This window comes from Octadecabacter dasysiphoniae, from assembly GCF_021532615.1.
Taxonomy (GTDB): Bacteria; Pseudomonadota; Alphaproteobacteria; order Rhodobacterales; family Rhodobacteraceae; genus Octadecabacter; species Octadecabacter dasysiphoniae.
In genome coordinates, this window is sequence record NZ_JAKGAQ010000001.1 from 295531 (window position 1) to 309070 (window position 13540).

The 13540-nt window shown below is 56.0% G+C and carries 14 protein-coding genes; 9 read left to right on the forward strand and 5 right to left on the reverse strand.

What is annotated here, in order from left to right:
* Nucleotides 1-132: 132 nt before the first annotated feature.
* The 6 genes from L0664_RS01370 (at nt 133) to L0664_RS01395 (ending at nt 6584) form a co-directional block, all read left to right on the forward strand.
* Nucleotides 133-1179 carry a glycosyltransferase family 2 protein gene (locus L0664_RS01370; protein ID WP_235223831.1) on the forward strand — a complete coding sequence of 349 codons (1047 nt, stop codon included), beginning with the start codon at nt 133-135 and terminating at the stop codon, nt 1177-1179.
* 319 nt (nt 1180-1498) lie between these two features.
* Nucleotides 1499-2059 (forward strand): F0F1 ATP synthase subunit delta, encoded by a 561-nt coding sequence (locus L0664_RS01375; RefSeq protein WP_235223832.1) that lies wholly within the window; start codon nt 1499-1501, stop codon nt 2057-2059.
* Entirely contained in the window at nt 2059-3597 is a 1539-nt protein-coding gene (atpA, locus tag L0664_RS01380) for a F0F1 ATP synthase subunit alpha (protein ID WP_235223833.1), read from the forward strand. The genes L0664_RS01375 and atpA overlap by 1 nt, the downstream gene beginning before the upstream one ends.
* A 247-nt stretch (nt 3598-3844) precedes the next feature.
* Nucleotides 3845-4717 (forward strand): F0F1 ATP synthase subunit gamma, encoded by an 873-nt coding sequence (locus tag L0664_RS01385; RefSeq protein ID WP_235223834.1) that lies wholly within the window; start codon nt 3845-3847, stop codon nt 4715-4717.
* Between the two features lie 20 nt (nt 4718-4737).
* Nucleotides 4738-6162 carry a F0F1 ATP synthase subunit beta gene (gene atpD / locus L0664_RS01390; protein ID WP_235223835.1) on the forward strand — a complete coding sequence of 475 codons (1425 nt, stop codon included), beginning with the start codon at nt 4738-4740 and terminating at the stop codon, nt 6160-6162.
* Nucleotides 6163-6185: 23 nt separating this feature from the next.
* Nucleotides 6186-6584, forward strand: coding sequence for a F0F1 ATP synthase subunit epsilon (locus L0664_RS01395; protein WP_235223836.1), 399 nt, complete (start codon nt 6186-6188; stop codon nt 6582-6584).
* Nucleotides 6585-6662: 78 nt separating this feature from the next.
* Here L0664_RS01395 and L0664_RS01400 read toward each other — a convergent pair whose 3' ends face one another.
* Entirely contained in the window at nt 6663-7412 is a 750-nt protein-coding gene (locus L0664_RS01400) for a leishmanolysin-related zinc metalloendopeptidase (protein ID WP_235223837.1), read from the reverse strand.
* A gap of 309 nt (nt 7413-7721) precedes the next feature.
* Here L0664_RS01400 and L0664_RS01405 point away from each other — a divergent pair, with 309 nt between their 5' ends.
* Nucleotides 7722-8924 carry an MFS transporter gene (locus L0664_RS01405; RefSeq protein WP_235223838.1) on the forward strand — a complete coding sequence of 401 codons (1203 nt, stop codon included), beginning with the start codon at nt 7722-7724 and terminating at the stop codon, nt 8922-8924.
* 88 nt (nt 8925-9012) lie between these two features.
* A complete protein-coding gene (locus L0664_RS01410; RefSeq protein ID WP_235223839.1) occupies nt 9013-9363 on the forward strand; it encodes an H-type lectin domain-containing protein in 351 nt (116 codons plus the stop codon).
* Between the two features lie 3 nt (nt 9364-9366).
* Here the strand turns inward: L0664_RS01410 and L0664_RS01415 are convergent, their stop codons facing one another.
* The gene (locus tag L0664_RS01415) at nt 9367-10386 is read right to left on the reverse strand and encodes a ribose-phosphate pyrophosphokinase (protein WP_235223840.1); all 1020 of its coding nucleotides are present in this window, start codon (nt 10384-10386) and stop codon (nt 9367-9369) included.
* Between the two features lie 95 nt (nt 10387-10481).
* Here L0664_RS01415 and L0664_RS01420 point away from each other — a divergent pair, with 95 nt between their 5' ends.
* Nucleotides 10482-11078, forward strand: coding sequence for a 2-hydroxychromene-2-carboxylate isomerase (locus L0664_RS01420; RefSeq protein ID WP_235223841.1), 597 nt, complete (start codon nt 10482-10484; stop codon nt 11076-11078).
* Here L0664_RS01420 and L0664_RS01425 read toward each other — a convergent pair.
* Genes L0664_RS01425 through L0664_RS01435 form a run of 3 tightly spaced genes read right to left on the reverse strand, consistent with a single transcriptional unit; the run spans nt 11075 to nt 13511 of the window.
* Nucleotides 11075-12115, reverse strand: coding sequence for a threonine aldolase family protein (locus L0664_RS01425; protein WP_235223842.1), 1041 nt, complete (start codon nt 12113-12115; stop codon nt 11075-11077). The genes L0664_RS01420 and L0664_RS01425 overlap by 4 nt on opposite strands.
* Nucleotides 12116-12586, reverse strand: coding sequence for a YcgN family cysteine cluster protein (locus L0664_RS01430; RefSeq protein ID WP_235223843.1), 471 nt, complete (start codon nt 12584-12586; stop codon nt 12116-12118).
* Complete coding sequence (locus tag L0664_RS01435; protein ID WP_235223844.1) at nt 12579-13511, reverse strand: bifunctional riboflavin kinase/FAD synthetase; 933 nt, start codon at nt 13509-13511, stop codon at nt 12579-12581. Before L0664_RS01435 ends, L0664_RS01430 begins: the two co-directional genes overlap by 8 nt.
* Nucleotides 13512-13540 lie beyond the last annotated feature (29 nt).

The window sequence follows — 13540 nt, forward strand, 5'->3', positions numbered from 1 at the left end:
CGCCCCAATTGCCCCTTCTACACCCAACAATTGCAGCGTTTTGACCCTAATGTTGCCGTTTTCATGAACAATTAATCAATAAATCGTTCAGTGCGGCACGTGTCGGCACAGCAATATAAGGGAATCGAGCATATGCGAGTGACATCTATCACCCCAATGAAAAACGAAGGCCCCTATATCCTTGAATGGGTGGCGCACAATCGCTCTATCGGTATCAACGATATGCTGGTTTTTTCCAATGATTGCTCTGATTTCTCTGACCTGATCCTCGAACGGCTGGATGAAATGGGCATTTTGCGCCACACAACCAATCCGTCCGTGCGTATGAACAACCCACGCCATCACATCGAACTGGTCCGCTACGTCAATGAATTGGCCCGCCTGCGCCGGTCTGACTGGGTGACGCATCTGGACGCTGACGAATTTATCCGCATCAAGGTCGGCAATGGCAAAATCGAAGATCTGGTTGCGGCCGTGCCCGAAGCCGACGCAATTTCACTTTCGCTGCATACATTCGGGTGTGGTGGTAATGACGGTATTCTGACGGAAAACAGCCTTGTCACTGAATCCTTTCATCTGCGGGCAGACACCAACAATCGCCGAGCACCTGTGAAATATCTGGCCCGTGGTGAATTCTCATGGGTCAACTTTGCAAATAACTCCCCCGAAATCGCGCCCAAAGACGTGGATCGCGTGCGCTGGGTGAACGGTGACGGCGAATATATCCCGGCTGAAAAATTCAGTGAACCATTTAAGGCATTGCCTGCGCGCATGACGGCGTTTGGCCTTGTGGATGTGGCGCATTACACGATCCGGTCGTTTCAGGGCTATCTGCTTCAACGCGATCGCGGCAATGCCAACCCGATGAAGGGCGTTCAACCCACCGAGCTCGACCTTGAAAATGCGCTGCATTATTGGGAAAAATTCAATCACAACGACGTGGTTGATGAAATGTCGACGCAGGCGAACCCTGATCTGCGCGACGCAGTGGATGATTTGCTGAAAGACCCCGAATTGTTCGATCTGCACGAAGCGTCGCTTGATTGGCATCGCACACGCGCGCAAGAACTGTTGCAGGTTCCGGCCTACGCCGAGCTTTATGACAAGATCAAAGCGAGCCATTTTGCCAGCACGCCGCCCGTGCCGTTTTACGATGAACCAGTGGCTCTTTCGGCTTAAGGGACAAAACACCCGCAAAGCGCGAAAGAATCGCCATTGTGTGCCCTTCGTTTCCACCAACTTGGCGCTAATCGAAGGGATTCATCTGTCCGGTTGGGTCCAAAGTGTCGCAGGTCGCTGCGCCACCATGCTGCATCTTCATATGTTTAAGGCAAAAATCGCTTAACAAATTGCGACGCAAGGCGGTTGCCCCACGCCAAACCCTCTGCTACATCGCCCCTGATTTAGCTGCCTCGCGTTTGCGTGAGGCTTGAGAGTGGCGCCCTGCGGAGTTCCGGACCGGAACGAAAATAGGGCCATGAACATCGGAAGGGTGGACGTGTCCGAACCAGCTTCGATTTCCTCCGGCATCGCCACGCGCTATGCCACCGCTGTCTTCGATTTGTCGAATGACGCGAAAGGGCTTAAAGCTCTTGAAACTGACATCAATGCCCTGTCGTCCGCCCTTGAGGGCAGCGATGATTTGCGCGCCTTGATCACATCCCCACTCTATAGCCGTGCCGAACAGGGTGCTGCAATCGGGGCCGTGGCCAAGAAAATGAAACTGTCCAAGACCATGACAAACACAATGGCGCTGATGGCGTCCAAGCGTCGTTTGTTCGTGGTCCCGCAGATGATCGCCGCATTGCGTGCGAAAATCGCGGAACAAAAGGGTGAGGTAACGGCAGACGTCGTTTCCGCCAAAGCCCTGACCAAAGCACAATCTGACAAACTGGCGAAAACGCTGAAGGCGTCCGTCGGCTCAGATGTAATCATCAATGCGAGCGTCGATGAAACCCTCATCGGCGGTCTTGTCGTTAAAGTTGGCTCCAAGATGATCGACACGTCGGTCAAATCAAAGCTCAACGCCCTCCAGAACACTATGAAAGAGGCCCGGTAATGGCGATCCAAGCTGCGGAAATCTCCGCGATCCTCAAGGACCAGATTAAGAACTTCGGCCAAGAAGCCGAAGTCGCAGAAGTAGGCCGTGTGCTGTCCGTCGGTGACGGTATTGCGCGCGTTTACGGTCTGGACAACATTCAGGCCGGTGAAATGGTTGAATTCCCCGGTGGAATTCAGGGCATGGCGCTGAACCTTGAATCCGACAACGTCGGTGTTGTTATCTTCGGTTCCGACCAAGACATCAAAGAAGGCGACACAGTTAAGCGGACGAACGCAATTGTGGACGTGCCAGTTGGTGACGAACTTCTCGGTCGCGTTGTTGACGGTCTCGGCAATCCGCTGGACGGTAAAGGCCCTATCAAAACCAAAAAGCGCGCGATTGCGGATGCGAAAGCACCGGGCATCATCCCGCGTAAATCTGTTCACGAGCCTATGGCGACTGGCCTGAAATCTGTGGACGCGATGATCCCCGTTGGCCGTGGCCAGCGCGAATTGATCATTGGTGACCGCCAGACAGGTAAAACAGCGATCGCGCTTGACACGATCCTGAACCAGAAATCCTACAACGAAGCCGCGGGCGACGATGAGTCCAAGAAGCTGTATTGCGTTTACGTGGCCATCGGCCAAAAGCGTTCCACAGTGGCACAGTTGGTCAAAAAGCTCGAAGAAGCAGGCGCGATGGAATATTCTGTTGTGGTTGCTGCGACAGCGTCTGACCCGGCTCCGCTCCAGTTCCTCGCACCATATGCTGCGACATCCATGGGCGAACATTTCCGCGACAATGGCCGCCACGCGCTGATCATTTATGATGACCTCTCCAAGCAGGCTGTTGCGTATCGCCAGATGTCCCTTCTGCTCCGTCGTCCACCAGGCCGCGAAGCGTACCCTGGCGACGTTTTCTACCTTCACTCTCGTTTGCTTGAGCGTTCTTCCAAATTGAACGAAGACAACGGTTCCGGTTCTTTGACAGCCTTGCCTGTCATCGAAACACAGGGTGGTGACGTGTCCGCGTTTATCCCGACAAACGTGATTTCGATCACCGATGGTCAGATTTTCTTGGAAACAGAATTGTTCTACCAAGGTATCCGCCCTGCTGTGAACACAGGTCTGTCCGTGTCCCGCGTTGGTTCGTCCGCGCAGACAAAGGCGATGTCCTCTGTGGCTGGTCCGGTTAAACTGTCCTTGGCTCAGTACCGTGAAATGGCTGCCTTCGCGCAGTTCGGTTCCGATCTGGATGCTGCAACGCAGCGCCTTCTGGCCCGTGGTGCCCGCCTCACAGAGCTGATGAAGCAAAAGCAGTATTCACCGCTGACAAACGCTGAAATCGTTGTCGTCATCTTTGCTGGCACGAACGGCTACCTCGACAACGTCGACGTATCCCGTGTCGGCGAGTGGGAAGCAGCATTGCTTAAGCATATGCACGCCAACCACGCGGATGTTTTGGCTTGGATCACGAACGACGATCCCAAGATCAAAGGCGATGCAGCTGACAAACTGAAAGCAGCACTCGATCCGTTCGCAGCTGACTTTACTTAAGGGAAGGATGCCTTTCACCTACCTCTGTCTGCACTGCAAGAAGGAACGGATAGAAAAGTTCTCACCTTGCGATGGTTGCCCGGGTGGTCAGGTGTCGATGTATAGAAAAGAGGTTTCTTTAGAAACTTTTAGAAAAATGAAACATCAGGACCACGTTACAGGTGTAATTGTTGTCCTCTTGGGAGCGATCGGCGTCATGTCCTTAATTTTCATGTCGCTGTTTTAACTAGAAAGGGGGTTAAGCCAAATGGCTAACCTTAAAGTCCTTAAAAATCGGATCGCGTCGGTCAAATCGACCCGCAAGATCACGAAAGCCATGCAAATGGTCGCGGCCGCTAAATTGCGCCGCGCCCAAGAAGCGGCTGAAATGTCCCGTCCTTATACGGAACGTTTCAATGCCGTTATGGCTGGTCTCGCGGCGTCCGCCGGTGGTGAGGGTTCGCCCAAACTGCTGTCCGGCACCGGGTCCGATAACGTGCACCTTCTTGTCGTGATGACGTCAGAACGTGGTTTGTGTGGTGGTTTTAACGGCAACATTGCCAAAAACGCCAAAGCACATGCCGCCAAACTTCTGGCCGCTGGTAAAACAGTGAAAATCGTCACGGTTGGCAAAAAGGGCCGTGATTCAATGAAGCGTGACTTGGGCGATCATTTCATCGCCCACGTTGACCTGTCTGAGGTTAAGCGCATCGGTTATGACAACGCACAAGACATCGCCCGCGATGTTCTGGGCCGTTTTGATGCCGCTGAATTCGATGTTGCGACGATTTTCTACGCGAAATTCCAGAACGTCGTCACGCAGATCCCGACAGCACAGCAGATCATCCCGTTCGAGGCGCCCGAGGGTGCCGAGGCTGATGACAGCACGCTTTACGACTACGAGCCAAGCGAAGAAGCCATTTTGGCCGATTTGTTGCCGCGCGCAGTTGCGACCCAAATCTTTGCGGCCCTGTTGGAAAACGGCGCATCCGAGCAAGGTGCTCGTATGTCGGCGATGGACAACGCGACCCGCAACGCTGGTGAAATGATCGACAAACTGACAATCCAATACAACCGATCCCGTCAGGCCGTCATCACCAACGAGCTGATTGAAATTATTTCCGGCGCGGAAGCGCTGTAAGAGAACCGGAGACCGAAAACATGGCTAAAGCAAATGGCAAAATCACACAGGTGATCGGCGCCGTCGTGGACGTTCAGTTTGATGGCGATCTGCCAGCGATCCTGAACGCCCTGACAACTGACAACAACGGCAAGATGCTGACGCTTGAGGTTGCACAGCACCTTGGCGAAAACACAGTGCGCGCCATCGCGATGGACGCCACCGAGGGCCTCGTTCGTGGTCAGGCTGTGACAGACATGGACGGACCGATTTCCGTGCCCGTCGGCAACGCAACATTGGGCCGCATCATGAACGTCACGGGCGACCCCGTTGACGAACAGGGCCCGGTGAACACGAAAGCCCGCCGTTCGATCCACGGCGACGCGCCAAAGTTCGAAGACCAGTCCACAGCGACAGAAATCCTCGTGACAGGCATCAAGGTCATCGACCTTCTCGCGCCTTACACGAAGGGTGGTAAAATTGGTCTGTTCGGTGGTGCCGGCGTTGGTAAAACAGTCCTTATCATGGAATTGATCAACAACATCGCGAAGGTGCACTCTGGTGTGTCCGTGTTCGCCGGTGTGGGTGAGCGTACCCGTGAAGGCAACGACCTTTACCACGAAATGATCGAATCCGGCGTTATCGTTCCCGATAACCTCGAAGAGTCCAAAATCGCGCTGGTCTACGGCCAGATGAACGAACCTCCCGGTGCGCGTATGCGTATCGCTTTGACAGGTCTGTCCTTGGCTGAGCAGTTCCGCGATGACACGGGTTCTGACGTTTTGTTCTTCGTGGACAACATCTTCCGCTTCACACAGGCCGGTTCCGAAGTATCCGCGCTTTTGGGTCGTATCCCGTCCGCTGTTGGCTACCAGCCAACACTGGCGACAGACATGGGTGCGATGCAGGAACGTATTGCGTCGACAAAAGGCGGCTCGATCACATCCGTTCAGGCCGTGTACGTCCCTGCGGATGACTTGACAGACCCCGCGCCAGCGACATCGTTTGCGCACCTTGATGCGACAACCGTTCTGGACCGTGCGATTTCCGAAAAGGGTATTTACCCTGCGGTTGACCCGCTTGGCTCCTCCTCGCGTTTGCTTGACCCGCTGATCATTGGTGATGAGCACTACAAGGTTGCGACAGACGTTCAGCAGATCTTGCAGCGTTACAAATCCTTGCAGGATATCATCGCGATTTTGGGCATGGACGAATTGTCAGAAGACGACAAAATGACTGTGACACGCGCGCGTAAGATCGAACGCTTCTTGTCCCAGCCGTTTGACGTTGCCAAGGTCTTCACCGGTTCCGACGGCATTCAGGTGCCACTGGAAGACACAATTGCATCGTTCAAAGCAGTTGTTGAAGGCGAGTATGACCACCTTCCAGAAGGTGCGTTCTACATGGTTGGCGGCATCGAAGATGTGAAAGCCAAAGCCGAAGCAATGGCCGCTGACGCGGCGTAAGTCGAAAATTTTAGGAGCCTAATATGGCAGACTTCAAATTCGATCTTGTCTCTCCAGAACGCCGTTTGGCGCAGATGGACGCGACCGAGGTGCAAATTCCGGGTGCTGACGGGGATATGACGGCCATGGCCGATCACGCCCCCACAATCACCACCCTGCGCCCCGGTATCCTGACTGTCACCCATGCGGGCGGCGTTGAGGATTACGTGGTCTCCGGTGGGTTCGCTGAAATCACTGGCACGGGTGTTTCCGTGCTGGCTGAAAAAGCATTCCCCAAGTCCGAAGCCACGGCAGAGCAAATGGAAAAGCTGGTCGCAGATGCAACAGTCGCCTTTGAGGCCGCCAAAGCCTCTGGTAATGGCGCTGATGAGGCCGACATGGTGCGCAATGCAATGGTCGAAGTGGCCGCTGCTGTCGCCTAAGGCACTGATACAGAATTGGAAAATGGCGTCCCGATCGGGGCGCCATTTTTCGTTTGGGGCAGGGCAACGTGAACTTGCCTATGGGGACGTTTGTCCAAACACGTATGGTTCAGGGCGACCCATCCGGCATAAATCACAAATGCGCACCGCCTCTGGGACACCCATCAGCGCCAGATCGTGAAAGCTTGGCAAAACGAATGTGTCCGCGCGGGTGTAATCGACATCATACCCAAGGTCTTCAAATGACGCGATCGACGTCCGGCTGAGCGGGCGATCATTGCCCGATAGGAACCCCGTCAGCAATTCATCCCCGAACACCAGTTCGCGCCAGTGCCCTTCGCGCGTTCCCGCGCCGCCTGTATTGGCCAAGGGCACCGCCGCGCCCCCGTCGGGATCAAGAACTGCGTATTCCCGCGATGCAGCGGCCCCAACAAAACGCGGGTCCAACGATCCGGCCCCCGCAATCAGATTGTTGCGTGCCCATAGCGTTCCAAATCCAAGAACATGGGCCATTTCATGCAAGATTACGTCTTCAAAACTGCCCGCATTTTCCAAGGTCACGATATCCGCTTGATCAAATTCCATGATCCCGACCAGCGGCAGTTCTGATCCGGGCCGCAGCACGGTTGGTCCGGCTTGGCCCAAAACGCCGCTTGGCCCATCGATATCCGCGATGGATGCGTCAATGCGCACGCCCGTTATGTCCGTTCCCTCAAATTCGATTGGTTCGAACTGCGTTTCTATGATCGTTTCCCAACGCTGGGCCGCGCGTTCGAAAACTGCGCGGCGGGCGGCGGTGAACTCTCCTGAGAAAACAAGTGTGATCATCTGGCGTGCCTCACATTTGGGTATCCTTCGCCGATATTACCCGAAGGTCGACCCGCGATGAAACCTGCCGCGCGCGGTTCGGCGTGCACCAGCCCGATCCGGAATTTTTGTGGGCCGAAACATGCTGGTTATCGCGAAATCTGTTCAAAAACCTGACGCAGCCCATGCAAACCGGCGTTTGAACTTGGTGCAAAACTGTCAGAATACGCCATTTCAGGCTGCATTACCCATGTCTGCTGACACAAGGGTGTCACCATGCCACCCTTTTTTGCACTTGCCACATGCCCCCCAAAAGCGTCACGTGCGGGGATGCAAAACCGTGCCTATATTTTCATCCTCATCACCCTCATGATTGACGCCATCGGTATCGGTCTGGTGTTCCCGATTATGCCGGATCTTATGGATCGTGTGGGCGCGGGCAGCACTGGCGAAGGTGCGCTTTGGGGTGGGGTGTTGATGGCGTCCTACGCCGGCGCGTTGTTTCTGTTTGCGCCAATTATCGGCAGTATTTCAGATGCCTACGGGCGCAAACCGGTGTTGATCGCAGCGCTCACCGTGCTCGCGATTGATTACGTCATCATGGCTATGGCCGAAGTGTTCTGGGTTTTGTTGATCGGTCGTATCCTTGCGGGTATCGCGGGCGCGACCTACACGACGGCCACAGCCTATATCGCGGATATCTCCAGCCCCGGTGAACGCGCCGCGCGATTTGGCATGGTTGGCGCGGCCTTTGGCATCGGTTTCGTCCTTGGCCCCGCCATCGGGGGGATCGCTGCGGAATGGCACATCACCGCTCCGTTCTGGATCGCAGCGGCCATGTCTGCGGCGAACGTGCTGTTCGGACTATTCGTCCTGCCTGAAAGCTTGGCAGAGGAAAAACGCCGCCCCATTGCGGTGCGGGATTTCAATCCTTTCAAAGCCATCATCGGGGCATTCAAGGTGCCCGGCCTTGCGATCCCCCTCGTGTGCCTGTTCATTTTTGAATTCGCAAATATGGTCTATCCGACCCTCTGGGCGTTCTTCACGCGAGAGCTGTTTGGCTGGTCGACGTTGTTGATTGGCGTCTCTTTGGCGGGGTACGGGGTCATGCTGGCCGGGGTGCAAGCCGGGTTAATGCCCGTGCTGATCAAACGGATCGGCGAATACCGAACATTGCAGCTGGGCGTCGCATCGGCGTTGGTCGGCTTTGTCGGGTTCGGCCTGATATCAACCGTTGCTGCGTTGGTGATCGTGCTGATTTTTGCGGCCCTGTCAGACCTCGTGCCTGCATTGCTGATGGCGATATCGGCCAATCTAGTGGGCGAGGACAAACAAGGCCTTGTGCAAGGTGTCATCGCATCCTTGGCGTCCATCGCCGCGTTCCTTGCGCCGCTGTTCATGACGGGCGTGTTTGAAATCTTCGTGGATGACACAGGCGTCTACTTGCCCGGCGCGCCGTTTCTGATCGGTGCTGTTCTAATCATCGCCATCGTGCCATTGATCCTGCGTTTGCGCGGGGCCGCACAATCCTGAACCGATCATGGCTTAAATCCGCCGCGATTTAAGATTATGGTTACGGGATCAAGCGAAGGTACGTCGTTGCTGGACGGCGGGAATTGACATGAAACGGATGCGGAATCACTTGATCGGGGTGGACCATGGGGACGTGGTTCTATTTTCCGACTTTGAACATGACGGTGTCATGTGGACGGGCGATGGCGCCCGCCAAACCCGTGCGCACGTTGAATTTTCCGAAAGCTTCCGCGGGTTGCCAGTGGTGCAGGCCAATCTCTCGATGTTTGATATTTCGAACACCTCAAACGCCCGCGCGGATGTGCAGGCCGAAGATATCACCGAAGACGGATTTGCGATCGTGTTTCGCACATGGGGCGACAGCAAAATTGCCCGCGTCCGCGTTGCATGGCAGGCGATGGGTGAATTGCGTCAGGCCGATGAATGGGATCTGTACTAGGTCTTACAGGCCTGAATACATACCTTCATAGATCGGCTGGAGCGTGTTGTGATCAAACAGCGATGACACCGATGTACCGTTCCACGTGTTCATGATCGCTTGTGCGAACATGGGGGCCGTTGGGACGATCCGTATGTTTTTACAGTCTTTGACCGCTTGCGTGGGCAGGATCGTGTCGGTGATCACAAGGTTCTTCATCACGGATTTGCTGACCCGTTCAATCGCGGGGCCGGACAAAACGCCGTGTGTGATATAGGAATGAACTTCTTTCGCGCCGTGTTCCATCAGAACCTCGGCCGCCTTGCACAGCGTTCCAGCGGTATCGACGATGTCGTCCACAATCAGGCAAACGCGGTCTTTGACGTCACCGATAACAGTCATTTCAGCGACCTCACCGGGCTTGCCGCGGCGTTTATCAACAATCGACAAGGGCGCGCCGATGCGTTGGGCAAGGTCACGGGCGCGGGCCACACCGCCGACGTCAGGGGACACAACCATGACTTCGTCCATCTGGCCTTTGAAGTGGTGCATCGCATCCAACGCGAAAACAGGCGACGCGTACAGGTTGTCCACGGGAATATCGAAGAAGCCCTGAATTTGGGTGGCGTGCAGATCGAGGGTTAAGACCCGTTCGATGCCCGCCTCAACCATCATGTTCGCCACCAGTTTGGCAGTGATCGGCGTGCGGGCCTTGGATCGACGATCCTGGCGGGCGTATCCGAAATAGGGGATGACGGCGGTGATGCGATCCGCGGATGATCGGCGCAATGCGTCCGTAATAATCAACAATTCCATCAGGTTATCGTTGGCAGGGTTCGACGTGGGCTGGATGATATACATATCCTCACCGCGCACATTTTCGTAGACTTCGACAAAAATCTCACCGTCGTTGAACCGTTCAACCCGTGCATCCACAAGGCCGACATTCACGCCGCGATGCATCGACATCCTTTTGGCAACAGCTTTGGCGAGCGGCATGTTCGCGTTGCCGGAAATCAATTTAGGTTCGATGAGGTTTGGCATGTGGCAGGGTCCATTCTGACAGAATCGTGACGTTGACACGGGGTAGCACGTCCTTAGGGTCGCACCAACAAAACAGCGCAATTTAAGGGGGCCAAATGGCACATATCGACTACTACTTCGCTACGATTTCTCCGTTTACCTATTTGGCGGGCCCACAGTTCGAAGAAATTGCGAAAAAGCACGGTGCGACGGTCACGTATAAGCCCCTTGATATTATGGGGCTGTTTGAACGCACGGGCGGGCTGCCACCGGGCCAGCGCCACATCAACCGTCAGGAATATCGCCTACAAGACATGCGCCGCCGCGCCATTGTCACGGGTCTGCCGTTCACAATGAAGCCCGCGCATTGGCCGACAAATCCCGCGCCCTCGTCCTACGCGATTATCGCGGCACAAGAGGCCGGCGGCGATGTTGGTGGTTTGATCAATGCGCTGACACGCAGCTGCTGGGCGGACGATAAAAACATCGCCGAAGACGACGTGATCCGCGCCTGTCTGGAAGAAACGGGGTTTGATCCGTCGCTCGCCGATTCCGGCCTGATGGTCGGCGCGGACACCTACGCGCGCAACCTGGAAGAGGCCGTAAGCAAGGGCGTCTTTGGCGCGCCGTTCTTCATCAGCGACAAGGATGAACGGTTCTGGGGCCAAGACCGCCTGGACGATCTGGACCGCCATTTGTCAGGCGAATTCTAAGACTTCAGGGCGGCGAGGAATGCATCCACGCCGTCCGACCCCACGGACCAATCACAGACAAGACGGCCTAGGACCATTTCGTCGTCGTCCCCGTCCAGCGATCCCATGACATAGTATTGCGCGCCCGCCGCTTGCACCTTTTTGTGCAAGGCGCGCGGCGCTTCAAAAAACATCAGGTTGGCCTCTGGTTCATAGGGAAATGTCACCGTGTTTGACCCGCGAAGACCATCCGCCAGACGTTGCCCTGCCGCGTTCGCGCGGGTCGCTAGATTGTGCCACAGGTTGTCCGTGAGGTAAGCCTCCATCTGGGCGGACAGGTAGCGGTGTTTTGAAAACAAATGCGCCCCGCGTTTGCGGCGCAATTCAAATTCCCAGGCGTGCTGCGGGTCGAAAAACACGACAGCCTCAACCCCCATCAGACCATTCTTGGTGCCGCCAAAACAGACACAATCAATGCCTGCCTTCCACGTCATTTCAGCAGGCGTGCAGCCCAGCGTGACGATGGCATTGGCAAAACGCGCGCCGTCCAAATGGGTTGCCACGCCGAATTCTTTGGCCACGTCAGTCAGGGCTTTCAGTTCTTTCAGCGTGTAAACTGTCCCCTTTTCAGTAACTTGCGTGATCGATACGGGCCCGCGTTGGGGCCCGTGGACGCCGCGGGTTTCCTCAGCCGACATTGCCGCGCGCAAGGTGTCCGGCGTCATCTTCGCGTTTTCGTCTTTCACCATCGTCAGCTTTGCACCGCTGTAGAATTCTGGCGCGTTGCATTCGTCTTCGTTGATATGCGCAAGCTTGGTGCAGAAAATTGTCTGCCACGGTTCGGACAACGTCGCCAATGCGATTGAATTGGCCGCTGTGCCTGTCGCGACCAGATAAACGGCCGCCTCGGGGGCTTGGAACAGGTCGCGGATCATGTCGCGCACGCGGTCCATTTCTGGATCCGCGCCGTAGCCAAAGCGGTATCCTTCGTTGGCGCGCATCATGGCGTCCATCACGTTTGGATGGGCCGGGCCTGAGTTGTCAGAGGCGAAAAACATTTACAGTGGCTCCTCGATTATGTGGTCTTCCCAGTCGTCTTCGGGGGTGTAGGCCTCTGATATGGTGAGGCCCTGAACCGACACGCCCGCATCGTGCACAGATTGGGATGTGCCACTGATCAGCGGGTGCCAGTGGAATAGGTTTTTGCCCTCAAATACAAGGCGGTAGGCGCAGGTTTGGGGCAGCCAGTACATGTTGTCTTCGATTGTTTTCGGGGTCAGCACGATGCATTCGGGCACGTGTTGGTGGCGCGTCGGGTACAGCGCGCAATGGCAGCTGGAATCGTCCAGCAATTTGCATGCCACGCGGGTCATCACGACCTCGCCGGTGTCCTCGTCCTCCAGCTTATTCAGGCAGCATTTTCCGCAGCCGTCGCACAGGGCTTCCCATTCGGTCTTGGTCATTTTGGACAGGGGAACGTTGGACCAGAATTCAGGCCGGATGTCGTCGCGTTTGATGGGATCAGACATCTTTCAGGATGTCCCGTGCGCGGGCGCAGTCGGCGTCCATCTGGGTGATCAGCGCGTCCAACCCATCGAATTTTTCTTCGCCGCGCAGGTATTCGACAAGGGCGACGCTGATCTCGGTTCCATATAAATCCCCTGCGAAATCAAACAGAAAGCTTTCGCAGTTGGGGGTGTTTACGCCAAACATCGGGCGCACCCCGATAGAGGCCGCGCCATCGTAGCTGCCTTTGTGCGGGCCTTCCAAAACGTCAACCTTGACCGCGTAGACACCGAATTTCGGCGGATGCAGACCATCGATGGACATATTGGCTGTCGGATAGCCAAGATCACGGCCGCGTTGATCGCCTTTGATGACGGGGCCATCGATGCGGTGCCAATGGCCGAGCATCTCTGCGGCGGCGCGCGGGGTGCCATCTGTTAACGCTTGGCGGATCGCGGTTGAGGACACGTTGCCGGCCGTCGTGGCGAGCATTGGGGCGATTGTAACGTCGAACCCCATTTCTGCACCAAAATCCTTAAGATTGTCTGCATTGCCCGCGCGATCCTTGCCGAAACAGAAATCCTGCCCCACGACGACATGGGTCAACCCGAGGCGATCCTTGATCACGGTTTGGGCAAATTCACGGGGCGTTAGCGCGGCGAGGGCGGCGTTGAACGGCACCTCGTACAGGCGTGCAACGCCCAGTTTTTCAAGGCGATTGGCCTTGGCGGCAGCGTTCATCAAACGGAACGGCGGGGCGTCTGGTGCGAAGTGATCGCGTGGGTGGGGTTCAAACGTCAGAATGCCGAGGGGCGCGCCATTTGCCACCGATTTGGTCAGATCAATGACGGCTTGATGGCCGAGGTGAACGCCATCGAAATTGCCGATGGCCGCAGCGGCGCCGCGGTCAGTGTCAGCGATAAAGGCGGGGTCTCGAATGATGCGCATGGGATTGCGTAGCGCGCCCGCGCGGCAGG

What these genes read in the sequence shown, in the direction of transcription:
- L0664_RS01370 (WP_235223831.1), top strand. Translation starts at nt 133, where the DNA reads ATGCGAGTGACATCTATCACCCCAATGAAAAACGAAGGCCCCTATATC.
- atpA (WP_235223833.1), top strand. Translation starts at nt 2,059, where the DNA reads ATGGCGATCCAAGCTGCGGAAATCTCCGCGATCCTCAAGGACCAGATT.
- L0664_RS01385 (WP_235223834.1), top strand. Translation starts at nt 3,845, where the DNA reads ATGGCTAACCTTAAAGTCCTTAAAAATCGGATCGCGTCGGTCAAATCG.
- atpD (WP_235223835.1), top strand. Translation starts at nt 4,738, where the DNA reads ATGGCTAAAGCAAATGGCAAAATCACACAGGTGATCGGCGCCGTCGTG.
- L0664_RS01395 (WP_235223836.1), top strand. Translation starts at nt 6,186, where the DNA reads ATGGCAGACTTCAAATTCGATCTTGTCTCTCCAGAACGCCGTTTGGCG.
- L0664_RS01400 (WP_235223837.1), bottom strand. Translation starts at nt 7,412, where the DNA reads ATGATCACACTTGTTTTCTCAGGAGAGTTCACCGCCGCCCGCCGCGCA.
- L0664_RS01405 (WP_235223838.1), top strand. Translation starts at nt 7,722, where the DNA reads ATGCAAAACCGTGCCTATATTTTCATCCTCATCACCCTCATGATTGAC.
- L0664_RS01410 (WP_235223839.1), top strand. Translation starts at nt 9,013, where the DNA reads ATGAAACGGATGCGGAATCACTTGATCGGGGTGGACCATGGGGACGTG.
- L0664_RS01415 (WP_235223840.1), bottom strand. Translation starts at nt 10,386, where the DNA reads ATGCCAAACCTCATCGAACCTAAATTGATTTCCGGCAACGCGAACATG.
- L0664_RS01420 (WP_235223841.1), top strand. Translation starts at nt 10,482, where the DNA reads ATGGCACATATCGACTACTACTTCGCTACGATTTCTCCGTTTACCTAT.
- L0664_RS01425 (WP_235223842.1), bottom strand. Translation starts at nt 12,115, where the DNA reads ATGTTTTTCGCCTCTGACAACTCAGGCCCGGCCCATCCAAACGTGATG.
- L0664_RS01430 (WP_235223843.1), bottom strand. Translation starts at nt 12,586, where the DNA reads ATGTCTGATCCCATCAAACGCGACGACATCCGGCCTGAATTCTGGTCC.
- L0664_RS01435 (WP_235223844.1), bottom strand. Translation starts at nt 13,511, where the DNA reads ATGCGCATCATTCGAGACCCCGCCTTTATCGCTGACACTGACCGCGGC.